Consider the following 22,827-nt stretch of genomic DNA (forward strand, 5'->3'; position numbering starts at 1 on the left):
GGCTGCCGAGGCTGACGGGTGATCGCGACGATGTCGGCCCCCGAGAATGCCACCGGTCGCCGCCCCGGCCGCCAACGCGGCACACTAGGCTCCACGGTCGCAGCGGGCATGCCCACCGCGCGCCCTAAGCTGGATGCGTCCAACAGCACTTCCATGGGTCAACCGGTTCCTCCGCCACACCCAGGATACGGATGCGGGTTACGTGTTCGAGTCCTCGCGACTACCGCCTGGTCGTAGACCCGCCATCGGCGGCCGGTCAGCCACCAGCACGTCCTTGGTGTCCGGCAGCCACTCGCCGGCTACCTGTACGAACTGCGTGAATTCGGCGGTCTGGGCGGCAATGCCGCAGCGACGCAGCGTGGTGCCGAGGATCTGGTTGGCCATCACGCCCAACTGCAGGAGGCCGCGGTTGCGGTGCTTGCGCACGCCGAGGTTGACCTGCGCGATCGCCGGCAGGCCGTACGTGGAATGGGCGTCGAGCAACAGGCCGATCTCCACGGCGTATCCGGCCGCGAACGGAACGGACTCAAGGAACTCACGGGTCGCCGCGTACTCGCCGCCCAGCGGCTGGACCAGTCCGGACAACTGCGGCCGTAACGCCGACAGCAGCGGCCGGGCGAGCAGTTCCGTGACGCGACCTCCGCCGTGCTCGGTCTCCAGTCGCAAGGGCCGCCGGTAGAAGCCCTTGACCAGATGCACGCCGGCGACCGTCAGCAGCGGGCCCAGCAGCGCCGGGACGAACGCCGGGTCCGGGTCGACCAGGTCCGCGTCGATGAAGACCACCAGGTCGCCGGTGGTGGCCGCGAGCGACCGCCACAGCACCTCGCCCTTGCCGGGCAACGGTTCCAGCTCAACCATGACGTCGTGCCGGCGGACCACCCGCGCGCCGGCGGCGGCCGCGACCTCAGCCGTCCGGTCGGTCGAACCGGAGTCCATCACCACCAACTCGTCCACAAGGGACCCCAGTAGGGGACGGACCGTGCCCACCACGTCGCCGACCGTCGCCTGCTCGTTCAACGCCGGCAGCACCACGCTGATGGTCCGGTCCCGTTTGGCGGCAAGCAGTTCGTCAACCGTCCACTGTGGTTCCTGCCAGGTCCGCGTGTCGAACCAGGTACGTGCCGTCGGGTTCACGCGAGCGACCCATCCACCCACGCGAATCTACCAGAACCCTTGACACATCGTTTCACCAGTCAATACGTTCTTATCGTCAGATGAAACGCCCTTCGGCGAGGAGGCCGCTCTGGACACCGCCTACATGCTCCGTCGCGCGGGCGCCGCGCACCGCCATGTGACGGCGGTGGACGATGGCCGCACGGCGCGCACGTTCGACGAGCTCCTGGGCCGGGCCGAGCGGCTGGCCAACGCCATGGACGCGCTCGGCGTTCCACCGGGAGCGACCGTCGGGATCCTGTCGGACAACCGCACCGAGTTCGTCGAGGTCGACTGCGCGATCGCGCTCGGCCGCCGCGTCCGGGTCGCCCTCAACGCCCGCCTGCACCTGGAGGACTTCCGCTACGTCGCGGCGGACGCGGACCTACGGCTGCTTTTCTTCGCCCCACGCTTCGCCGCCGCCGCGCACGCGCTGGCCGCCGAGTTCGGGCTGGTCGCGGTCCCGTTCGAGGCGGACCCCGACTTCGTGCACTCATCCGACGCGCTCGTCGCGGAGGCGCCAATGACACCGGTGGTGCGCGACGGTGACCCCGAAGGCGCCGCCTGGATCTCCTACACGTCCGGGACGACCGGGCGTCCCAAGGGCGTGGTGCTCTCCCACCGGGCGCTGCGCGAGGTGGCGCTGAACCTGCTGCTGGAGCTCGCGCCGGTCCGCGAGGGCGAGCGGATCCTGCTCACCCAGGCCGTCTCGCACGCGTCGGGCTACTTCGTGCTGCCGTACCTGATCAGCGGCGCGGGCGTGCACGTCATGCCGAAGTTCGATCCCGACGAGGTGTGGCACCGCTCCCGTGCGGAGCACTTCCGCACGCTCAAGGCGGTGCCCGCGATGCTCGAACCGCTGCTGGACGCGGCGCGGGACGAGTGGGGCTTCGAGACGATCGTCTACGGGGCGTCGAGCGTGGCGCTGCCGGTGCTGGAACGCGCGCTCGACCGGTTCGGCCCGACGCTCGTGCAGGACTACGGGCAGTCCGAGGCACCCATGACGATCACGTGTCTGAGCCGGACCGACCACCTCGACCCGCGGGCCCGCCAGTCCGCGGGACGGCCCTGGCGCTCAGTGGCCGTCGAGGTGCGCACCGACGACGGACATGTCGCGCCGCCGGGGGAGATCGGCGAGGTCTGTGTGCGGGGCTCGCACCTGATGACCGGCTACCACCGCAACCCCGAGGCCACGGCCGCCGTGCTCGTCGACGGCTGGCTGCGCACCAAGGACCTCGCCCGCACCGACGAGCGCGGCTTCGTCCACCTCCAGGGCCGCAACGACGAGATGATCAACTCGGGCGGCTACAACATCGCGCCCCGCGAGGTCGAGAACGAGCTGTCCGCGCACGCCGCGGTGAGCGAGGCCGTGGTGCTTGGTCTGCCGGACCCGCGCTGGGGCGACGCCGTCACGGCAGTCGTGCGGTTGCGGAACGCGCATGCGGTGTCGAGCCAGGAGCTGATCGAGTTCGTCCGGCCCCGCCTGGGCATCCGCACCCCACGCCGGCTGGAGATCTGGGACGCCATCCCGCGCACGACCTACGGGAAAGTCGACCGGGACGAGTTGCGCAACAAGCTGACCGACGGAGGGTACGAGTGAGCAGCGCGTTCGGGGACGACATCGAGGTTGTCGGGGTGGGCATGCACCCCTTCGGCCGCTTCACCGGCTCCTCGCTGAAGGACCTCAACCGCGTCGCGTGCGTCTCGGCGCTGGTCGACGCGGGCCTCGGCGTGCAGGACGTCGACGGCGTCTACGCCGCCAACGCGATGGCCGGGCTGCTGCAAGGCCAGGAGATGATCCGCGGCCAGTCGGTGATGCGTGAGATCGGCATCGAGCGCGTCCCCGTCACGAACGTCGAGAACGCGTGCGCGAGCGGGTCCACCGCGCTGCGCCAGGCCGTGCTGGCCATCCGCGCGGGCTCGGCGGACGTGGTGCTGGTCTCTGGTGTGGAGAAGATGTTCGTCGAGGACCGGAGCCGGACGCTCGCGGCGCTGGAGTCGGCCGGCGACCTCGACGTGGTCTCGGGGATCGGGCTGCAGTTCACCGCCGTCTACGGGATGCGGCTGCGCAAGCTCATCGCCGCGGGCCGGCTGACCGTCGACGACCTGGTCGCCGTGTCCGTGAAGAGTCACGCCAACGGCTCGCTCAACCCGTACGCGCAGCACCGCAAGGTCGTCACTCCCGAGGAGGTGCTGGGCTCGCGGCCCATCGCCGACCCGCTGACGCTGCTGATGTGCAGCTCCATCTGCGACGGCGCGGCCTCGGTCGTGCTGGCCCGGCGCGGGGCCGTCCCGTCGGTGGGGCGGCCGACCGTCCGGGTCCGGGCGTCGCAGGCCGCGACCGGGTACACGACCACCGGCACCGAGCCGTCGCTGACCGAGACGTGCGCGGCCGCAGCGTACGAGGAGGCGGGTCTCGGTCCCGAGGACGTCGACATCGCCGAGGTGCACGATGCGATGGCCCCCGCCGAGCTGATCGCCTACGAGCATCTCGGCTTCTGCGGCCCCGGCGACGCCGGGGCCCTGCTCGGCAGCGGCGCCACCCAGATCGACGGCTCCCGCCCGGTCAACCCGAGCGGCGGGTTGTCGTCGCGCGGGCACGCCGTGGGCGCCACCGGATTGGCGCAGGTCGCGGAGCTGACGTGGCAGCTGCGCGGCGAGGCCACCGGGCGGCAGACCCGACGGCCGCGCGTCGGCCTCGCCCACAACAACGGCGGCTGGCTGGAGGGCGAGTCAGCCGTGTCGTGCGTGCACCTGCTGGAGAGGACCGATCCATGGGACTGAACCAACTCGACGCCGCACTGAACGTCCCGACGACCGCCGAACGGCCGCGCGACGACGGGCACGCGCTCGTCGGCAGCCGCTGTGGGCAGTGCGGGGCAGCCTCGTTCCCGGCCCGCGCCGTCTGCCACCGCTGTGGGACGGCCGCGCCCGCCGAGCACACGTTCGCGGCGACGGGTGTGCTGCTCACGTACACGACCGTGCACGTCCCACGGCCCGGGCTGCCCGCGCCGTACATGCTCGGCCAGGTCGCACTCGACGACGACGGACCGGTGGTGTTCGGTCAGGTCAGAACGGACGGAGTCGAGCCTGCGGCGGGTATGGCCGTGCGCGTGCGCATCGGCGCGGCGGGCGAGACTCCGCGCTACTGGTTCGAGCCTGACCGTTTCACTGGTTGATACGGTGTGTTCGCCCGACAAAACGGTCGCGCAGCCTTATCGCAGAGGTGGCCAGTGACAGAAACCCCCGACGGCTCCACGGTTCGCGCCGTCAGCCGAGCGATCGACATCCTGTTCGCCCTTGGCCACAGCCCGCTCACGCTCCGCGACGTGGCCGAGGTCGTCGCGCTGTCCAGGCCGACGACGTACCGGCTGCTCAGCACGTTGCGAGCCAAGGGCATGGTCGTCCAGGACGAGGTCAGCGGGCACTACGGGCTGGGCCCCGGCAGCCTGCACCTGATGGCCTCGATCTCCAACGGCAACGCGGGCTTCATCTTCGAGGCCACCCACGCGCTGGAGCACCTGCGCGACGTCACGACGGAGACCGTCGCGGTGCACGTGCGGGCCGGACGCTCCCGCATCTGCATCAAGGAGTTGCCCAGCCCGCACCTCATCCGCTACATCGCGGGCATCGGCGTCTCGGAGGGCATCCACACCGGTTCGGCGGGCAAGACGCTGCTCGCGTTCATGCCCGAAGCGGAACGCGAACGCCTGCTCAAGGACCTCCCGCTCAACGCCACGACGCCGAACACGATCACCGACCTCGAGACCCTGCGCGCCGAGCTGGCGCGCATCGCGGCCGCAGGCGTCGCGTACAGCTACGGCGAACGGGCGGTGGGCGCGGTCGGCGTCACCGCCCCGATCATGGACACGAACGGCGTCGCGCTCGCGGCGCTGAGCGTCATCGGGCCAGAAGGCCGCCTCGGCAACGAACGGATCGCCGAGGTCGAACGGCACGTAAGGGACGTCGCGGCCCGGATTTCGGCGACGGTGGCGGGAGCGCCCGGACCAGGCAGCACATGAGCGCGCTTGGCCGCGCCGGTCGTTTCCGGCCCAGAACACGCCCAGCGTCGCCCACGGCAGCGGGGCGAGCGAGCTGGATGCGACGCTGGTCGCGTGGGCTGGGGCGGAAATGACCGGCTCAAGGCGGCCAAGCCCGCCGAGCGGAGCGAGGCCAATGATACGAGGCGAAGTCACTACGGCGAACGACGGGAGGGTCCCCGTCCGGGCGCGCTACGACGACTCGCCGACCACCGCCGAACCCGCGCTGAAGGCGTGGAGCGACAGCAGGCTCGCCGAGCCCGGCCCGTTCCGGCCGCGCTTCATGGTCTACTCCGGCCTCGGCTCGCCCGCGATGACGGCGGAGCGGCTCGCCGTGCTGCAGGAGGTGGGCGCGGAGTCGTTCCTGCTGGCCGCCGACCTGCCGTCGCAGCTCGGCTTCGACCCCGACCACGAGCTGGCGCACGCCCAGGTCGGCCGGGCCGGGGTGGCGTGCGCGACGCTCGACGACTTCGCCACGATCTGCTCCCGGCTCGACCTCGCCGCCGCCGACAGCGTCGGGATGCTGCAGAACTCGCTCGGGCACGTCGCGCTGGGGATGGTCCACAGTGTCCTGTCCGACCGCGACGCGCGACACGTCAAACTCGTGATGCAGAACGACCCGCTCAAGGAATTCACCGCCCGCGGCACCGAGATCCACTCACCGACGCAAGCGCTGCGGATCGCCGCCGACTGCGTCGCGTTCGCGATCGACGAGGGCATGCCTGGCGCAGCGCTCACCGTCTGTTCCAACCACTACGACGTCGCCGGCGCGGGTCCGTTGCTGGCCGTGGCGTTCGCGTTCGGCAACGCCATCGCGTATGTGGACGAGCTGGTGGGCCGTGGCTACGAGCCCGCGGACGTCGCCGGAAAGCTGATGTTCTTCCTGAACGAGCGCAGCGACCTGTTCGTCGAGGCCTCGGTGTTCCGCACGGCGCGGATCCTGTGGAGCGAGATCCTCCGCGACCGCTACGGCATCCCTGTCGCCGAGCAGCCCATCGCGCAGCTCATGGGCTACGCGCACGGCCTGGAGTCCGCCGAGGAACCGCTGGTCAACATCCCGCGCGTGACGCTCAGTGTGCTCGGCTCCATGGTCGGCGGCGTCGACTACCTGTGCGCCACCGGCTACGACGAGGCGTTGCGCATCCCATCCGCGGACGCCGCAGCGCTCGCGGTGCGCACGATGCAGGTCGTCGCATACGAGCACGGCGCGTTGACGACGATCGACCCGCTCGCGGGCAGCGCCAAGCTGCGCGACATCGACGAGCACGTGATGAGCAAGGTCCGGATCGAACTCGACCGGCTCATCGAGGCGGGCGGACCGCTCGAAGCCATCGAGAACGGCTACATCGCCAGCCGTATCGACGACAACCGCGGCGCCCGCCAGGAGCAGCTACGCACGGGAGAGCGGCTCATGGTCGGCCACGGCGTGTTCGACGCGAAAGCCCGCGCCGGCTGGTTCGTGGGCAAGAGCGCGGGCGAGATCGATTTCGCCGAGGTTGAGCGGGACGCCGTCGCGCGGCTCACCGAGCACAAGCGCCGCCGAGACGCCGCGCTCGTCGACCGCGCCCTCAAGGCGGTCGCGGCAGCGGCAGCGGGCACCGAGAACCTCGTCCCGCCCAGTATCGAGGCGCTGCGTGCGGGCGCCACCTCCGCCGAGATCGTCGGCGCCACCCGGGAGGGGTTCGACGGATGAATCGACAGCGCGTCGTGTTGGCCAAACTCGGGCTCGACGGCCACGACGTCGGCGTCCGGCTCATCGGCAAGCACCTCGTCGATGCCGGGTTCGAGGTCGTGTACCTGGGCAAACGTGTCTCCACGGCGACGATCGTGGCGGCCGCCGTCCAGGAGGACGCCGACGCCGTCGGGCTCAGCTGCCTGAGCGGCGGGCTCGGCCACTTCGCCGCGCTCACCGTGGCGGGACTGCGCCGGGCGGGCTCCGACGTCCCCGTCCTCACCGGCGGCATCGACGAGCCCGCCGAGATCGACCGCATGATGGCCGCGGGCGTGCACCTGCACTTCGGGCCCGGCACGTCGATGACGGAGATCGTGACGGCCTTCCAGGAGGCGACCAGCGGGCCGTGACCTTCTTCCGCTGACACCAGGCGATCTGCCCGATCGGACGATCGGGCAGATCGCCTTGCCGTGCGCCGCGTCAGGACTTCACCGGTGATGATCCCTCCCTCTTGACCGAGGTGACAGCGGCAGGTAGACAGTGCATGTCACGTAGCGATTTGCACGTTTCACCAGACGAAACAGTGAGGTTTCGCCGGGGCGGTCGGCGAAGGTGACGGAAGGAGCGGGCAATGGCGCTGGCGCAGGATCCGACACTGGCCCGACCAGGGGCGAGGTTGGCCAAGGTCGCGGTGACGGCACTCTCGGCCTCGAGCATCGAGAACTACGACTTCTTCATCTACGGCACGGCGGCGGCGCTGGTCTTCCCCCAGCTCTTCTTCCCCGAGCAGGCCGCGCTGACCGGAGCGCTGCTCAGCTTCGCGACCTTCGCGGTGGGCTTCATCGCCCGACCGCTCGGCGGCATGCTCTTCGGTCACATCGGTGACGTGCGCGGCCGCAAGACGGCCCTGATCGGCGCTCTGGTCGGGATGGGGCTCGCGTCGACCCTCATCGGCCTGCTGCCGACACACGCGGCGATCGGGACCGCGGCGCCGATCCTGCTGGTCCTGCTGCGTTTCCTGCAGGGCATAGCGGTCGGCGGGCAGCTCGGCGGAGTCGTCCTCCTGGCGATGGAGAACGCGCCGCCGCGGCGTCGCGGCTTCTTCACAAGCTTCGCCCAGGCGGGCGCGCCGGGTGGCATCATCCTCGGCAACCTCGCCTTCATCGCGGCCATCCAGTTCACGTCACCCGAGGCCTTCGTGGCGTGGGGCTGGCGCGTTCCCTTCCTCGCGAGCGCGGCGCTGATCTGGCTGGCCATCCACCTGCAGCTGCGGCTTGAGGACACCGACGCGTTCCGACGGCACCAGCGGACGAACGAGGAACAGGCCCCGAAGGTCGGCCGCTCCCCCGTGCTGCGTGCCTTCCGCGTCCACTACAAGGAGATCGCGCTGGTCGCGGCCGCCTACATCGGCATCAACGTGACCTACTACCTGTTCATGACGTTCGCGGTCTCCTACAGCACGAACAAGGCGATCCTGGGCCTGTCCAAGAACACCGTCCTGGTCGCCGTGCTCGTCGCGGCGGGTGTGCAGCTGGTGGTGCTCCCCTTCGCCGGCGCACTCTCGGACCGCATCGGCAGGCGCACGATGCTGCTGGCGGGTTCGGGAATGCTCTGCGCCTTCTCGTTCGGCTTCTGGCCGCTGCTGAACACGAAGTCGCCCGTCCTGATCCTGGTGGCGTTCATCGTCGGCCTTGGCCTGATGCACACCACCATGTACGGCCCGCAGGGCGCCTTCTTCGCCGAGTCGTTCTCCACCGGGCTGCGGTACTCCGGCGTTTCGCTGGGCGTGCAGCTCGGCGCCGTCCTGGGTGGCGCGTTCGCCCCGCTCATCGCCACATCGCTGTACGCGGCGACCGGGTCGTCGTTCTCCGTGGCCGTCTACATGGCTGTGGTCTGCGCGATCACCTTCGGGGCGGTGTTGCTCATGCCGGAGACCCACCTCAAGGACATCGACGACTAAGGAGAACACCGCATGGCGATGCCAACCCGACGTCTCGGGGCGCTGAAGGTCGGCGCCCAGGGGCTCGGCTGCATGGGCATGAGCGACTTCTACGGCACAGGCGACGACGCGGAGTCGATCGCGACCGTGCACCGAGCGCTCGATCTCGGCGTAACGCTCCTGGACACCTCCGACATGTACGGCTACGGCGCCAACGAGGAGCTGGTCGGGCGGGCGATCGCCGGTCGCCGCGACGACGTCGCCCTGGCCACCAAGTTCGGCGTCGTCCGCACGCGGGACGACTCGATGGCGCGCTCGGTACGCGGGGACGCGGCGTACGTCCGGCAGGCGTGCGACGCGTCCCTGCGTCGCCTCGGTGTCGACCACATCGACCTTTACCAGCAGCACCGGGTCGATCCCACCGTCCCCGTCGAGGAGACGGTTGGAGCGCTCGCGGAGCTGGTCGCGGCCGGGAAGGTGCGCCACATAGGACTGTCGGAGGCGTCGGCGGAGACGATCCGCAGGGCGCACGCCGTGCACCCGATCACCTCGGTCCAGTCCGAATGGTCGCTGTGGTCGCGCACGATCGAGGACGACGTCGTGCCGGTCTGCCGCGAGCTGGGCATCGGGATCATGCCGTACTCGCCGCTGGGCCGAGGCATCCTCACCGGTCGCTACCGCTCGACCGACGACTTCGAGGAAGGGGACTTCCGGCGGACGTCCCAACCGCGCTTCGCCGCCGGGAACCTGGAACGCAACCTGGAGTTCGTGCGAGCGCTCGAAAAGCTTGCCCGAGCACGGGGCGTCACGGCGGGCCAGCTCGCCCTGGCGTGGGTGCACAGCCACGGCGACGACGTGGTTCCGATCCCTGGCACGAAGCGGCGGAGCAGGCTGGCGGAGAACCTCGCGGCCGTCGCCCTCACGCTGTCCGCCGCAGACGTGGCAGCGATCGAGCAGGCGGTGCCCGCCGACCAGGTCGTCGGTGCGCGGTACTCGCCCGATCGCATGACATTGCTCGAATGATCATGCCGACACCCGACAACCATGTGATGGGCTGGTGACATGCGTTTCGCAGACCGTGTGGTGATCGTGACCGGTGGCGGCGGCTCCGGCCTGGGCCGCGCGTTGGTCCGCCGTTTCGCCGCCGAGGGCGCCGCCGTCGTGGTGGCCGACCGGGACGAAGCGACGGCCGACCAGGCTGCCGCCGAGATACGGGAGCAGGGCGGGCGAGCGCTGGCCGTGCGGACCGACGTCCGCAGCGACGACGACGTCCGCGCGATGGCCGAAGCCGCCAGATCGACCTACGGCCGCATCGACGTCCTGGTCAACAACGCCTTCACGTCCAACCCGGCCCCGATCCTGGACACCCGTGTCGAGGACTGGAACCGTGACCTCGACGTCGTGCTGACGGGCGCGTTCAGGTGCTCCCAGCAGGTGCTTCCCACGATGATCGAGCAACGGCGCGGCGTGATCGTCAGCGTCTCGTCGGTGAACGCGCACACCCATGTCGGCGCCGCCGCCTACAGCGCCGCGAAGGCGGGCCTGGAAGCGCTGACCCGCAACCTGGCGGTCGAGTTCGCCCCGTTCGGGGTTCGCGCGAACGCGATCGTGCCCGGCACGTTCCGCACCGACGTCTGGAAGGAACGGCAGAAAATCGACCCGGACCTCCTCGAACGCCTCGCCACCTGGTACCCGCTTGGCCAGGTCGGCGTGCCTGACGACATCGCGTCCGCGGCGCTGTTCCTGGCTTCGGACGAGGCGTCGTTCATCACCGGCAGCCTGCTGCCCGTGGACGGCGGTCTGCTTGCGGGCAACCCGCGGTTCGCGCGGGACGTGCACCCGGAGAACCACCGGTGAAGGACGAGGTGCGCGTTTCGCTCGTGCAGTTCGGCTCGAAGCCGTTGGACTGCTCGGGCAACGCCAGACGGATGGCGGCGTTCGTCGAGCGCGAGGCTCGGGAGCACGGCGCCGAACTGGTCGTCTTCCCCGAGCTCAGCACCACCGGCTACGTCCGCTCCGCACGTGACGACGCCTATGCCGAGCTCCTCTACGCGGCGTCGGAGCCGGTGCCGGGCCCGACCACGGACGTGCTGGGTGAGGCGGCCCGCCACGCCGGCGCACACGTCGTGGTCGGGATGTCACAGCGGCATCCGTACGTGCCCGAGGTGCTGTTCAACAGCGCCGTGCTGATCGGCCCGTCGGGCGACGTGCTCGGCGTGCAGCACAAGGTGCACCCGTGCCGCGACGAGAAGGAGTACTACGTCCCCGGCGACGAGATCGCGGTGTTCCGCACCGCGCTCGGCACACTCGCCCTCAACGTCTGCTACGACGTCCGCTTCCCCGAGATGGCCCGCGTACAGACCCTCGCGGGCGCCGAGATCGTCGTCTCCCTGTGGGCGTCGGCCGTGCAGCCGGGCAAGGTCCCGTCCGACAGCATCGTCGCGCGCTGCGCGACCAGGGCCATGGAGAACGCCGTGTTCTTCCTCGGTTGCAACCGCACCGGCACCGATGACGACCAGCACTTCTACGGGCGCAGCGCCGTCGCGGGCCCCAGCGGCGACGTGCTGGCGAGCTCGGACGACGACCAGGAGGACGCGGTCCGTGCCGTCCTGCGCGGCGCCGACCTCCAAGCGCAACGCCGCTATCTGACGATCTTCCGCGACCGCAGGCCCGAGCTGTACGGCCGTATCGTCGAGCCACTCTCCCGCCCGACACCGCCGGTCGTGGGCTCATGACTGACGTCTCCCAATGGACGGCCGAACGACTCGGTGCCGCTTACGCCACTGGTGAGCTCTCGCCCGTGGAGGCGACGCGGGCGGCGTTGCGGGCTGTCGAAACGTACGATGACCTGTGTGCCTTCGCGTACGTCGACCATGAGGGCGCACTGAAGCAGGCGGCGGCATCCGAACAGCGCTGGGTCGAGGGGCGCGCTCTGGGACCGTTCGACGGCGTGCCCGCGTCGATCAAGGACCTCTTCCTGACCCGAGGTATGCCGACGCTGCGCGGGTCACGACACACCGATCCGAAACAGCCGTGGGACATCGACAGCCCCGCGGCAGCAGCGCTCCGCGCGAACGGCCTCGTGCTGCTCGGCAAAACCACGACCGCCGAACTTGGCTGGAAAGGCACCACCGACAACCCCGTCGACGGCGTCACGCGCAACCCTTGGGACCGCACGCTGACGGCGGGCGGGTCGAGCGGCGGCAGTGGCGTGGCGGTCCGGGCAGGCATGGGCGCGGTGTCCGTGGCCACGGACGCGGCCGGATCGGCCCGGATCCCGGCCTCGTTCTGCGGTATCGTGGGCTTCAAGCCGACGCACGGACGCATCCCGATGTACCCGCCCAGCGTCCTGGGAACCCTGGCGCACGCCGGACCGATGGCCCGCTCGGTCGGTGACGTCGCCGTGCTGACGGACATCCTCGCCGCTCCGGACCACAGGGATCCCTCGTGGACGCCGACCGTCGGTGGCGCGGTGGACCTCGCGGGTGTGCGGGTCGCGTTCTCGCCGACGCTGGGCTACGTGGAAGTGGACCCGGAGATCGCTGCCATCGTCGCGGCGACCGTCACCGACCTGGGCTTGCGAGTCGAGGAGGCAAACCCCGGGTTTCCCGACCCGAGCGCCACGTTCGACGTGCTGTGGTCGGTCTGCGTCGCACACATCGTCAGGCGGTCCGGCGCCGCGGACGACCCGGGCCTCCAGGCGTTGGCCGAGCGGGGCGCCCGGCACTCGGTGGCCGAGTACCTCGACGCCCAGAGCGAACTCGCGGCGCTCGCCGTCGCCATGGGTGAATTCCACACGCGGTTCGACGTCCTCATCACACCGACCGTGCCGATCGAGCCCTTCGCGGTAGGCCATGACGTGCCACCGGAAAGCGGGCTGACCGACTGGCCACAGTGGACACCGTTCGCCTACCCGTTCAACATGTCGCGGCAACCCGCGCTCAGTGTCCCCATCGGACGCACCGCGCGCGGGCTGCCAGTCGGCATCCAGATCGTCGGGCCCCGGTACGCCGACCACCTGGTCCTCGCGGTGGGCGCTCTGGTCGAGCAGTTGCGGCCCGCGATCCGCTACCCGCAGGAGAGTGCATGAAGTTCGGCGTCAACACCTTTGTGACGGACGAGAGCATCCGCCCGGACGTCCTGGGGCGGGCCCTTGAGGAGCGCGGCTTCGAGTCGTTGCTGATCACGGAGCACTCGCACATCCCCGTGAAGCGGGAGACGCCATGGTCGGGCGGCGGTGACCTGCCCCGCGAGTACTACCGCACGTACGACCCGTTCGTCGCGCTCGCCGTCGCGTCCACCACGACGACCACGCTCACCCTCGGCACGGCCGTCGCACTGCTCGCCCAGCGCGACGTTTTGCAAACCGCCAAGGAGGTCGCGACGCTCGACGTGCTCTCCGGCGGCCGCGTCCTGCTCGGCGTCGGGGCCGGTTGGAACCGGGAGGAGATGCGTAACCACGGCGTCGACCCCCGCCGCCGCGGTCCGCTGCTGGACGAGAAGATCGCCGCGCTCAAGGTGATCTGGACCGACGACGAGGCCGAGTTCCACGGCGAACACGTCGACTTCGACCCGATCTTCTCCTGGCCGAAACCAGTGCGGCGGCCCCACCCGCCAATCGCCGTCGGCGGCGAGAGCCCGGCAGCGCTCACCCGGCTCGCCCGCTACGGCAACGAATGGATGCCGCGTGCGAAGACCCCGGTTGCCGAACTACGCCGCGTGACCTCCTGGCTCGCCGACCAGGGCCGCGCCGACGTCCGCACAACGCTCTGCGGGGCCACCACGGATGCCGCCACGGTCACGGCATACGCCGAGGCGGGGGTGGACCGGGTGACGTTCACCCTGCCACCCCTACCCGAAGCGGAGACGCTGCGACATCTCGACGAGCTGGCGACCCGCGCCGAAAGCTTCGGCCTGGAAACCTGCTGACTCGTCGACCCGCCAGATCCTCGGGTCGAAGTGCGACGGCACGATTCAGACCAGTTTGCAGGGGATGTCGGCGTTCTCGTCGAGGTGGTGGGACGCGCACACCCGGTGGTAGCCGTCGGCGATGACCAGGTCGTCGCGGGCGGTCAGGTCCGGGTGGGTGTGCCCGCGGACCAGCAGCACCGGCGACAGTGCCTTGCCGTCCTTGACCTTGTCCAGGTCCTTGCTGACATGCACGTTGTCGGTCGGCAGCAAGGGAAGTCCGCTGGCGCGCAGGATGTCCTTCGCCTTGCGGTGGGTCAGTCCGGCCGTCTTCAGCTCGTCGACCAGCCGGGTGGCCGCCGGTTCGGCGGTGACCAGGGTCAGATAGTCGTGGGCCGCTGGATAGTCGTGGGCGTCCGGCTCGTCCTTCCAGTGTTCCTTCACGTCGCACCTCTTTGTCCTGACGACTCTGTGGTCACGGTAACCCGGTTCACCCGGCGCGCGCGATCCGGTGAACGGTCGGCCGCCGCAGACTTGACGTTCACCGGACCTGACGAAGGAGGGCCTGTGAGCGATCACCCGAAGGCCGCGCCGGGCATGTCCGGCACGCCGCGGGCGGTGCTCGTCCCGCTTGCCCTCGCGCAGTTCATCTGCAGCTTCGCCGGCTCGAACATGAACGTGATGATCAACGACATCAGTGCCGACCTGGACACCACGGTGCACGGCGTGCAGGTCACGATCACGATCTTCCTGCTGGTGATGGCCGCGTTGATGATTCCCGGCGGCAAGCTGACCGACCTGTACGGCCGCAAGCGATGTTTCATGACGGGTCTGGCCGTGTACGGCGTCGGCGCCGTGCTGAGCGCGATCTCGCCGGGCCTGGGCGCGCTCATCCTCGGCAACTCGATCCTTGAAGGCGTCGGCACGGCGATGCTCATCCCGCCCGTGTACATCCTCGCGACGCTGCTGTTCACCCAGTTGACGTCACGTGCCCGCGCGTTCGGGGCCATCATGGCGATGGGCGGTATCGGCGCCGCGGCCGGACCGCTGATCGGCGGGCTGATCAGCTCGGTGCTCAGTTGGCGTGCCGCGTTCGTGTTCCAGGCGCTGGTGGTCGTGTTGATCATTCTGCTCGGCCGCCGGATCACCGACCCGCTGCCGCCGGACCCGACCCACCCGTTCGACCTCGGCGGCGCGGTCCTGTCGGCCGCCGGACTGGTTCTCATCGTCACCGGGATCCTGGCCGCCCAGACCGCCCTCTGGCTGACGTTCGCCCTGATCGTCCTCGGCGCGCTCGTCCTGCTGTGGTTCTTCCGGCGGGCACGCGCCAAGGAACGCAGCGGCGGCGAACCGCTGGTGTCCACCAAGGTGTTCCGCAACCACGTGTCCAATCTCGGTCTGGTCACCCAGAACATCCAGTGGCTGCTGCTGATGGGGACCACGTTCGTCGCCGCCGCCTACCTCCAGGTGGTCCGCGGGTACAACGCGATCCAGACCGGGCTGATCTTCACGGCGGCCACCCTTGGCCTGCTCGTGTCGTCGCTGTCCGCCGAGCGGCTGGCGGGTCGGCGCGCCCAGAAATCCCTGATCATGGCCGGCTTCGTGCTGGCCATCACCGGGATCGGCGTCCTGCTCGGGATGGTCGGCGGCTCGTCCAGCCCCTGGGCGTTCACCCCCGGCCTCCTGCTGGTCGGTCTGGGGCTCGGTGCGATGCTGACTCCTTCGGTGAACGTCGTGCAGTCCAGCTTCGGCGAGGACCAGCAAGGCGAGATCTCCGGTCTTTCGCGCTGCGTGTCCAATCTCGGTTCGTCACTGGGCACGGCCATCGGCGGCACGATCCTCGTCGCCACCACCACGACTGACGCCTACGCCGCCGCGATGATCACCTTGGCGGCCATCGGGCTCGTCGGCCCGGTCGCCGCGTCGTTCCTCCCGCGCAACCAGGCCGCCACCAGCCCGCAGAACCCCGTTCCGGGCGTCGACGGGTGATCAACACACACGTAGTCTCGCTGTCATGTCAAGACTTCACTGGGGAGCCGCGGTCGCACTGGTAGCCGCGCTGCTACCGGGCACCGCCGCCGCGGCGGCGGGCACGCCGCACACCGTCCTGGCCAACCCGAGGCCCGAGATCGGGTCGCTGTCGGATGGCGCCGATCCGACCAACCATCACTGCTCGGCGAGTATCGTCGCCAGCCCCAAAGGCAACGTCATCGTCACCGCCGCGCACTGCGTCGCGGGCAAGCGCTCCGTGTTCTTCACCCCCGCCTACCACGACGGCCAGGCCCCGTACGGCACATGGCAGTCGGCGGCGATCCACATCGACCCGGGCTGGGACACCAGTCACGACATCAACGGCGCCGGCTCGCCCTACGACTACGCGTTCGTCGTGCTGCAGCCCCGCGACGGCAGGAACGTCGCCGAGGTGACCGGCGCCTCGCTCAACCTCAGGACCGACGCCACCCTGCCGGTGGACATGCAGGTCGTCGGCTACCCGTCCAGCGGGAACACCAACTACAAGGACAAGCCGTACCTGTGTGACAGCACCGCCCACAAAGACGGCCAGTACTGGGAAACCCTGCAGTGCACCGGCATCCCCGGCGGTTTCAGCGGCGGCCCGTGGATCGTGGGCGGCGCCAAGGACCTCATCGGCGTCATCGGCGGCAAGGGCCAGAACCTGCCCGACACCGACCCCCGCAACTACAGCGTCCGGTTCGACAGCCGCGTCAAAGCGTTGTACGACAAGGCGGTCGCCGCACCCGTCCCACCCGGCAACGGCAACCTCGGCTACCCGCTCGGCAGCGGCCCACTGTGGAAGCACGCCGACCTGATCGCCAACGGCGACTTCACCGGCAGCACCCAGCTCGACATGATCGTCAAGTGGAGCGACGGCGAAGTCACGCTGTATCAGGGCGGGCCGACCACCGACCCGCAGAAGCCGTTCGTCGGCGAGACACAGCTCGCCGCACCGAAAGGCATCTGGACCCACGCCAAGGGAATCGCCACCGTCAACAACGGCGTCGTGGTCACCTGGAGCGACGGCGAAGTGACCTACTACGGGTCGGTCACCAAGGGCGGCTTCGGCGGCGAGGTCCAACTCGCCGCGCCCAACGCCCTCTGGCGCGACCACGCGTCGTACATCGCCGGGCTCGGCGGTGACCTGGTGGTCGTCTGGAACGACGGCGAAACCACGCTCTACCAAGGCATCGCCGCCAACGGCATCCACTCCGAACGCCAACTCGCCGCACCGAACGGCACGTGGACACACGCCCAGACGATCTCCGGCGGCAACTGGGTCGGCGGCGGCACCCCGGACCTGCTGGTGCGCTGGAGCGACGGCGAGTTCACCATCTACGGCGACGTCGCCGCCGCCGGACTCGGCCAGGAACACCAGGTCCAGGCACCGAACGACCTGTGGACGCACGCCACCGTCACCGCGGGCCGCGGCAACGCCATCATCGTCCGCTGGAGCGACGGCGAGGTGAGCCTCTACCCCGACGTCGACGGGCACCTGCACCGGGAGATCCAACTCGTGGCGCCGTAACCCGCTGACCTCGGCGTCTTGGCTGAACCAGCGCAGACCCAGGACCGCTCGCCAGGACGGGCGGGCCACGGCGTAAGCGGCTGCTTACCGCAGGTCGGCCGGGTGTCGAGATCGCTCCCAGGCGGATACCAGCAGCTAGGCTCTGGTGCCATGCTGGTCGGCCGGGATGGGGAACAGAACCACGTCGAGCGACTGCTGAGGCAGGCGTCTGCTGGTCGCAGCGCGGCGCTGGTCATCCGAGGCGAGGCCGGGATAGGCAAGTCCGCGCTGCTTGGTCATGCCATGGCCACGGCTCACGGCATGCGTGCGTTGCGCGGCGTCGGCATCGAGTCCGAGGCCGAGCTCGCGTTCGGCGCCCTGCACCTGCTGCTGTACCCGTACCTGGATCGGCTGGACCTGCTGCCAGGCCCGCAGGCAGCCGCGTTGCGGGGCGCGTTCGGGTTGAGCAGCGACACCGCGCCCAACCCGTTCCTGATCGGCGCGGCGACACTGACGTTGCTCGCGGAGTTGGCGGCGGAGAAGCCGTTGTTGTGCGTGGTCGATGACGCGCAATGGCTGGATCGCGGGTCGTCGGACGCGTTGCTGTTCGCCGCTCGACGGTTCCAGGCGGACCCGGTCGTGATGCTGTTCGCGGTCCGCGACACGGCAGTACCGTTTCGCACACCCGGCATCGAAGAACTGTGGCTGCCGGGCCTGTCGCCGAACGCGGCGGCCGGTTTGCTCGACCACAAAAGTCCTGGTCTGACAGCGCCGATGCGGACACGGGTCCTGGAGGAGGCCAGCGGAAACCCGCTCGCGTTGCTCGAACTCGGTGCGGCACGCCTGGCCGCGCAGCGTGCAGGTCGTGCGGAGCCCGCGCACCAGGTCGGCCCGTTGCCGGTCACGCGACGAGTGCAGGAAACCTTCCGCGAACAGATCGCCAGCCTGCCCGAGGCGTCCCAGTCGATCCTGCTGGTCGCCGCAGCCGACCGCTTCGCCGAGATGGACACCGTGCTGTACGTCGCCCGTGCGGTCGGTGCGGACACGGCCGACCTGGCCGCGGCCGAGCGCGCAGGTCTGATCAGCGTGGCGGACGGGGAGTTGGCGTTCCGGCATCCGCTGGTGCGTGCCGCCGCCTATCAGTGCGCCACCCACCACCAGCGGATCGCGGTCCACCGGGCCTTCGCCGAGGCCCTCACCGCCCCGGACGTCCTCGACCGTCGGGCCTGGCACCTTGCGGCGGCCACCATCGACCCAGACGAGGCAGTGGCCGCCGAGCTCGAACGGACCGCGCTACGGGCCGAGCGCCGCGGCGGAGCCATGGCCGTGTCCGCCGCGTACGACCGCGCAGGCCGGTTGAGCGTGGATCCCGAGCTCAAGGCGCGTCGCATCGCCAAGGCCGCGCTCGCCGCGTACGACGCGGGCAAACCCGACCGCGCGGCGCGCCTGGCTGTCGAAGCCACGTCCCTCACCACCGAGGTGAGCGTCATCGCGGAGGCGACGTTACTGCGTGGCCAGATCGAGTACGAGCGGACGTCCCCCGAAGCAGACGCCGCACTCGCCGCCGAGGCGGCGAGGTTGGTCATGGACAGTGACCCGGAACGCGCGGTCGTCATGTTGACCGAGATGAACTGCGCCAGTCGGGACGCGGGCTCTCGGTCCCTGATCGCCGAGGGTGGGCGGCTGATGGGCGACTTGCGGCTGCCGCCGGAGTCCAGGCTGCGTGCGTCGGCCGACGCACAGATCAGCTGGGGGGACCTGCTCAGTGGCCGGCCCGAGAACGCCGTCGGCCCGCTCCGCGCCATGGTCAAGGTCGGTCGCGCGGCCGAGGCGGACCTCATGCATCGGGTCGTGGCCGGGTTCAGCGGGCTGATGCTGGCTGACGACGAGGCGACCATCGCGGTGATGGAGACGATGCTGGCAGAAGTGCGAGCCAGCGGAGCGTTGACTTGGATTCCGTACGCGCAGGAGGTCGCCGCGTTGGCGCAAGCGCTGCGCGGCGACTTCCTCACGGCGCAGACCTGCCTGGCCGAGGCAGTGGCACTCAGCACGGAGTTTGGCATGGACATGGAAGTCGCTGTGCTGCGGGCGACGTCCGTGTGGCTGGCCGCGGTGACGGGCGACGAACCGCGATGTCGTGAACTGGCCGCCGAGGTGCTGCCGGTTCTCGAGGGACGGCACGCCGTCGGCACTGCGTTGACGTCCTGGGGCCTCGGCCTGCTCGACCTCGCCGCGGGACGGTATCGCGCGGCGTTCGACGCGCTGTACGCCGTGTGTGTCAGTCCGGCCAAGTACGACTTCCTTATCCGCGCGGTCGCGGACCTGGTGGAGGCGGCGGTCCGTGACGGCAACCCCGACCGGAGCGCCGATCAGTTCACGGCGTTCGAACGGTGGGCCGTGCACGTGGACAGTCCGGTCGCGACAGCGTTGCTACGGCGCTGTCAGGCGATGCTCCACGACTCAGAGGAGCACTACCGGACGGCCCTCGACCTGCACACCAAGCACGGCGGCCGGTTCGACCAGGCCAGAACCCACCTGCTTTACGGCGAATGGCTACGCCGCAGACGCCGCCGTAGCGAGGCACGAGCAGAACTGGACGCCGCGCTGACCGGGTTCAAGCGGCTGGGCGCGTCGACCTGGGAAGCGCGCGCGACGAGCGAACTCGCCGCGCTCGGTGGGCGCCCAACGCTCGAACCGGTCGCCGACGACCCCCTGAAGAACCTGACGCCGCAGGAGGTGCAAGTCGTTCGACTGGCGGCGACCGGGTTGAGCAACAAGGAGATCGGCGCACAGCTCTTCCTCAGCCCGCGCACCATCGGCCACCACCTGTACCGCGCCTACCCGAAACTGGGCATCACCCGACGGATCGAACTGGCGCAACTCGGGCTCGGATGACTTAACCGCCGGTCCGACGAGGAGTCGCACGCCAGTCACGTGACCGATGTGAACCGGTGTCACCAGGCCATAGCGTCGCTGGCAACGAAAGGAGCAGCAAATGTTGCTGGAGAACAAGACCGCGGTGATCTACGGTGGCGGCGGCACGATCGGCGGCGCGATGGCCAGCGCCTTCGCCGCCGAAGGCGCACGGGTCTTCCTGGTCGGCCGGACACCGGCGAAACTCGACACGGTCGCGAACAGCATCCGCGACGCGGGCGGCCAGGCCGAGACAGCCGTCGTCGACGCGCTGGACGCGTCCGCCGTGAACGACCACATCGACGCCGTCGTGGAGAAGGCCGGCAGCGTGGACATCTCGATCAACGTCATCTCCCACGAGGGGGCCTTCCAGCCGCTGGCCGACATCCCCACGGCCGACTTTGTCGCGGGCATCAGCAAGGCGCTGACCACGCAGCTGATCACCACGAAGGCCGCGGCCCGGCACATGGTGAAGCAGGAGTCCGGGGTGCTGCTGTTCTTCGGCGGGTCGGACCACGCCAACGCCATCCCCGGCCTCGGCAACGTGCAGGTCGGCATGGACGCTGTCGAGTCGATGCGCAGGCAGTGGGCCGTGGAGCTGGCGCCGCACGGTATCCGCACCGTGACGCTGCTGACCGGTGGCGTCGTCGACGCCTTCCCGGACACCCCCGAGTTCGCAGCGGCCAGGCAGGGCATCATGGACGCGTCGCCGCTCAAGCGCGCCGCGACAACGGCCGACGTGGGGAACGTCGCCGCGTTCGTCGCGTCGGACAAGGGCCGCAGCATCGCCTCAACCCAGGTCAACATCTCCTTCGGCGCGTGCTACGGCTGACGGTCCCAGCAGCTACCGACTCCTTATCAGCGGTCGGACGTCTGAAATCGATCACGGCAGAGCCAGAACAAACTGGCCATTGACACGCGGTGTTGCTGAAGGCGCATTAGTAGTGCGTTTCGTACTCGGTGACAATGGCCAGCCGTCGCGGTTGCTAAGCCTTGAAGAAGTCGCGCACCGCCTCGGCTACCCGACGCGGGTCGCCGTCGTCGTCCGGCCCCGAGTGCCCCAGCCCCGGGAACGTGATCCGTTGGGTGTGCGGGATCGTGGCGGACAGCTCGTCCAGTGCGACTCCGAGGTATGCCGGGCTCTTCGTGCCGCCGAGCAGCAGAACCCGCGAGCCGAGCGAGGCGTAGTCCCGGGCGGTCTCGGCCATCTCCGCGACCAGCCGCATGTCGAAATGCTGCGTCGGGATGAGCGCCGGGATCGGAACGTCATCACCCGACCCGTCGCCCTGTAGACGCGCGCCGAGCGCCATGAACGGCACGAGCATGAACCGCGGGAACCGGCCAAGCACCGGCTCAACCTCCAACCCCTTCAGCCCGGTGACCAGCGCGGCAGCGAGCCTGCCGCGGGCGACCTCACGGTCGTAGCGCGGCACCCAGCCCATCGGCGCCGAGCCGTTGACCGACAGCGGCGGCTCGTACAGGGCGACCGCGTCAAGGCTGGGGGTGGCGAGGGCGGTGCGCAGCGTGACCAGCGCCCCCGTGCTCAGCCCGAAGATCCGCGCTGCCCCGGTCGCCGCGACCAGCGCCTGCAGATCTTCCACCTCCCGCATGACGCCGTAGTCATCACCATGGGGTCCGCTCAGCCCCCGTCCGCGCCGGTCGGGCACGTAGACGGTGAACTCGGCCGACAGGGCGTCGGCGAGCTTCATGAAGTGCTGTGCCGCCTGCATGCCCCCGTGCACGAGGAGGACCGCGGGCCCGCTGCCCAGCTGGCGATATCCGATGACGGTCCCATCAGCGGAGCTGACCGACCCCGTGCGGTACTCGGTCACAGGCTTCCTCCCTTACCCGGGTACACTGTTCGCATAAACTGGACTGTAGCTTACCGCGTACAGTGTTCGCAATAACGTGCGGGAAGGGTGGCCCATGGTTGACGACACATCACCGCAAAGTGAGATCCGCCCACCGATCTGGCTGCGGCCGGAACGTGGCGCCCGGGGACCACGCCCCGCCCACAGCCGAGCCGACATCGCGACCACGGCCACCCGCATCGCCGACACCGAAGGCATCGAGGCCGTATCCCTGCGCCGGGTCGCCACCGAGATGGGCACCGGCACGACCACGCTGTACCGCTACATCGCCACCAAGGACGAACTGTTCGACCTGATGATCGACAGCGCCTTCGGCGAACGCGAGCCACCGCCGCCGACCGGCGACTGGCAGGCCGACCTGCGCGCGATCGCCCACGCACACCGCGCCATGGTGTTACGCCACCCGTGGCTGGCCACGCTGCCCGCGACCCGCCCGGCGCTCGGACCCAACAGCCTGGCCTGGCTGGACGCCGCATACGCGACAGTGGACGTGCTGGACCTGGACGCCGACGAGGTCCTGACCCAGGTCGGCACCCTGCTGACCTTCGTCCGCGGACACGTCCTCGACGAACTCGCCGAGCAGGAAACGGCCCGACGGTCCGGCGTGGACATGCCGACCTGGCTGGCCACACAGGCCCAGTACGGCGAACTGATCATCGGCAGCGGCAAGTACCCACACCTGAGCCGAGTCATGATCGAGGCAGAAACCCCACACGCGGACGACCGCCACGAACGAGCCTTCCGCCGCGGCCTGGACCACATCCTGACCGGCCTCGCACACAGCGGCCGATAGCCGGCAAAGTCACCGTGGG

20 protein-coding genes are annotated in these 22,827 nt (G+C 69.9%); 17 read left to right on the forward strand and 3 right to left on the reverse strand.

The window, feature by feature from the left end:
* Positions 1–198: 198 nt before the first annotated feature.
* Positions 199–1,134, reverse strand: coding sequence for a glucosyl-3-phosphoglycerate synthase (locus tag EV192_RS31670; protein ID WP_132121954.1), 936 nt, complete (start codon positions 1,132–1,134; stop codon positions 199–201).
* A 124-nt stretch (positions 1,135–1,258) separates the two neighbouring features.
* Between EV192_RS31670 and EV192_RS31675 the strand changes: the two genes are divergently transcribed.
* From EV192_RS31675 to EV192_RS31730, 12 genes are all read left to right on the forward strand, one after another.
* The gene (locus EV192_RS31675) at positions 1,259–2,752 is read left to right on the forward strand and encodes an AMP-binding protein (protein ID WP_132121956.1); all 1,494 of its coding nucleotides are present in this window, start codon (positions 1,259–1,261) and stop codon (positions 2,750–2,752) included.
* Entirely contained in the window at positions 2,749–3,936 is a 1,188-nt protein-coding gene (locus tag EV192_RS31680) for a thiolase family protein (RefSeq protein ID WP_243727207.1), read from the forward strand. Before EV192_RS31675 ends, EV192_RS31680 begins: the two co-directional genes overlap by 4 nt.
* On the forward strand, positions 3,927–4,331 hold the full coding sequence (locus tag EV192_RS31685; RefSeq protein WP_132121958.1) for a Zn-ribbon domain-containing OB-fold protein: 405 nt from the start codon (positions 3,927–3,929) through the stop codon (positions 4,329–4,331). The genes EV192_RS31680 and EV192_RS31685 overlap by 10 nt, the downstream gene beginning before the upstream one ends.
* 54 nt (positions 4,332–4,385) lie before the next feature.
* The gene (locus tag EV192_RS31690) at positions 4,386–5,174 is read left to right on the forward strand and encodes an IclR family transcriptional regulator (RefSeq protein ID WP_165960714.1); all 789 of its coding nucleotides are present in this window, start codon (positions 4,386–4,388) and stop codon (positions 5,172–5,174) included.
* A 154-nt stretch (positions 5,175–5,328) separates the two neighbouring features.
* Entirely contained in the window at positions 5,329–6,885 is a 1,557-nt protein-coding gene (locus EV192_RS31695; protein ID WP_165960715.1) for a methylmalonyl-CoA mutase family protein, read from the forward strand.
* Entirely contained in the window at positions 6,882–7,274 is a 393-nt protein-coding gene (locus EV192_RS31700) for a cobalamin B12-binding domain-containing protein (protein ID WP_132121964.1), read from the forward strand. Before EV192_RS31695 ends, EV192_RS31700 begins: the two co-directional genes overlap by 4 nt.
* Positions 7,275–7,495: 221 nt before the next feature.
* Positions 7,496–8,824, forward strand: coding sequence for an MFS transporter (locus EV192_RS31705; protein ID WP_132121966.1), 1,329 nt, complete (start codon positions 7,496–7,498; stop codon positions 8,822–8,824).
* Positions 8,825–8,842: 18 nt separating this feature from the next.
* The gene (locus EV192_RS31710) at positions 8,843–9,826 is read left to right on the forward strand and encodes an aldo/keto reductase (protein ID WP_207926335.1); all 984 of its coding nucleotides are present in this window, start codon (positions 8,843–8,845) and stop codon (positions 9,824–9,826) included.
* A 39-nt stretch (positions 9,827–9,865) separates the two neighbouring features.
* Positions 9,866–10,660 carry an SDR family NAD(P)-dependent oxidoreductase gene (locus EV192_RS31715; protein WP_132121970.1) on the forward strand — a complete coding sequence of 265 codons (795 nt, stop codon included), beginning with the start codon at positions 9,866–9,868 and terminating at the stop codon, positions 10,658–10,660.
* Positions 10,657–11,538: a carbon-nitrogen hydrolase family protein gene (locus tag EV192_RS31720; RefSeq protein WP_132121972.1), complete on the forward strand. Its 882-nt coding sequence runs from the start codon at positions 10,657–10,659 to the stop codon at positions 11,536–11,538. The genes EV192_RS31715 and EV192_RS31720 overlap by 4 nt, the downstream gene beginning before the upstream one ends.
* Entirely contained in the window at positions 11,535–12,893 is a 1,359-nt protein-coding gene (locus tag EV192_RS31725) for an amidase (protein WP_132121974.1), read from the forward strand. Before EV192_RS31720 ends, EV192_RS31725 begins: the two co-directional genes overlap by 4 nt.
* A complete protein-coding gene (locus tag EV192_RS31730; RefSeq protein ID WP_132121976.1) occupies positions 12,890–13,732 on the forward strand; it encodes an LLM class F420-dependent oxidoreductase in 843 nt (280 codons plus the stop codon). The genes EV192_RS31725 and EV192_RS31730 overlap by 4 nt, the downstream gene beginning before the upstream one ends.
* Positions 13,733–13,777: 45 nt before the next feature.
* Here the strand turns inward: EV192_RS31730 and EV192_RS31735 are convergent, their stop codons facing one another.
* Positions 13,778–14,155, reverse strand: coding sequence for a hypothetical protein (locus EV192_RS31735; RefSeq protein WP_132121978.1), 378 nt, complete (start codon positions 14,153–14,155; stop codon positions 13,778–13,780).
* 123 nt (positions 14,156–14,278) lie between these two features.
* Here EV192_RS31735 and EV192_RS31740 point away from each other — a divergent pair, with 123 nt between their 5' ends.
* The 4 genes from EV192_RS31740 (at position 14,279) to EV192_RS31755 (ending at position 20,976) form a co-directional block, all read left to right on the forward strand.
* Positions 14,279–15,700: an MFS transporter gene (locus EV192_RS31740; protein WP_243727208.1), complete on the forward strand. Its 1,422-nt coding sequence runs from the start codon at positions 14,279–14,281 to the stop codon at positions 15,698–15,700.
* A 25-nt stretch (positions 15,701–15,725) separates the two neighbouring features.
* Complete coding sequence (locus tag EV192_RS31745; RefSeq protein ID WP_132121980.1) at positions 15,726–17,252, forward strand: trypsin-like serine peptidase; 1,527 nt, start codon at positions 15,726–15,728, stop codon at positions 17,250–17,252.
* A 150-nt stretch (positions 17,253–17,402) separates the two neighbouring features.
* A complete protein-coding gene (locus EV192_RS31750) occupies positions 17,403–20,126 on the forward strand; it encodes a helix-turn-helix transcriptional regulator (protein WP_132121982.1) in 2,724 nt (907 codons plus the stop codon).
* A gap of 100 nt (positions 20,127–20,226) precedes the next feature.
* Positions 20,227–20,976, forward strand: a complete 750-nt coding sequence (locus tag EV192_RS31755) for an SDR family NAD(P)-dependent oxidoreductase (RefSeq protein ID WP_132121984.1) — start codon at positions 20,227–20,229, stop codon at positions 20,974–20,976.
* A gap of 154 nt (positions 20,977–21,130) precedes the next feature.
* Here EV192_RS31755 and EV192_RS31760 read toward each other — a convergent pair whose 3' ends face one another.
* On the reverse strand, positions 21,131–21,976 hold the full coding sequence (locus EV192_RS31760) for an alpha/beta fold hydrolase (RefSeq protein ID WP_132121986.1): 846 nt from the start codon (positions 21,974–21,976) through the stop codon (positions 21,131–21,133).
* Positions 21,977–22,070: 94 nt separating this feature from the next.
* On the opposite strand from EV192_RS31760, the gene EV192_RS31765 reads away from it, so the two are divergent.
* Positions 22,071–22,808 carry a TetR/AcrR family transcriptional regulator gene (locus tag EV192_RS31765; protein WP_132121988.1) on the forward strand — a complete coding sequence of 246 codons (738 nt, stop codon included), beginning with the start codon at positions 22,071–22,073 and terminating at the stop codon, positions 22,806–22,808.
* Positions 22,809–22,827 lie beyond the last annotated feature (19 nt).

The organism is Actinocrispum wychmicini, from assembly GCF_004345645.1.
GTDB lineage: Bacteria > Actinomycetota > Actinomycetes > Mycobacteriales > Pseudonocardiaceae > Kibdelosporangium > Kibdelosporangium wychmicini.

What these genes read in the sequence shown, in the direction of transcription:
- EV192_RS31675 (WP_132121956.1), top strand. Translation starts at nt 1,259, where the DNA reads ATGCTCCGTCGCGCGGGCGCCGCGCACCGCCATGTGACGGCGGTGGAC.
- EV192_RS31685 (WP_132121958.1), top strand. Translation starts at nt 3,927, where the DNA reads ATGGGACTGAACCAACTCGACGCCGCACTGAACGTCCCGACGACCGCC.
- EV192_RS31695 (WP_165960715.1), top strand. Translation starts at nt 5,329, where the DNA reads ATGATACGAGGCGAAGTCACTACGGCGAACGACGGGAGGGTCCCCGTC.
- EV192_RS31700 (WP_132121964.1), top strand. Translation starts at nt 6,882, where the DNA reads ATGAATCGACAGCGCGTCGTGTTGGCCAAACTCGGGCTCGACGGCCAC.
- EV192_RS31705 (WP_132121966.1), top strand. Translation starts at nt 7,496, where the DNA reads ATGGCGCTGGCGCAGGATCCGACACTGGCCCGACCAGGGGCGAGGTTG.
- EV192_RS31710 (WP_207926335.1), top strand. Translation starts at nt 8,843, where the DNA reads ATGCCAACCCGACGTCTCGGGGCGCTGAAGGTCGGCGCCCAGGGGCTC.
- EV192_RS31715 (WP_132121970.1), top strand. Translation starts at nt 9,866, where the DNA reads ATGCGTTTCGCAGACCGTGTGGTGATCGTGACCGGTGGCGGCGGCTCC.
- EV192_RS31725 (WP_132121974.1), top strand. Translation starts at nt 11,535, where the DNA reads ATGACTGACGTCTCCCAATGGACGGCCGAACGACTCGGTGCCGCTTAC.
- EV192_RS31730 (WP_132121976.1), top strand. Translation starts at nt 12,890, where the DNA reads ATGAAGTTCGGCGTCAACACCTTTGTGACGGACGAGAGCATCCGCCCG.
- EV192_RS31745 (WP_132121980.1), top strand. Translation starts at nt 15,726, where the DNA reads ATGTCAAGACTTCACTGGGGAGCCGCGGTCGCACTGGTAGCCGCGCTG.
- EV192_RS31750 (WP_132121982.1), top strand. Translation starts at nt 17,403, where the DNA reads ATGCTGGTCGGCCGGGATGGGGAACAGAACCACGTCGAGCGACTGCTG.
- EV192_RS31755 (WP_132121984.1), top strand. Translation starts at nt 20,227, where the DNA reads ATGTTGCTGGAGAACAAGACCGCGGTGATCTACGGTGGCGGCGGCACG.
- EV192_RS31765 (WP_132121988.1), top strand. Translation starts at nt 22,071, where the DNA reads ATGGTTGACGACACATCACCGCAAAGTGAGATCCGCCCACCGATCTGG.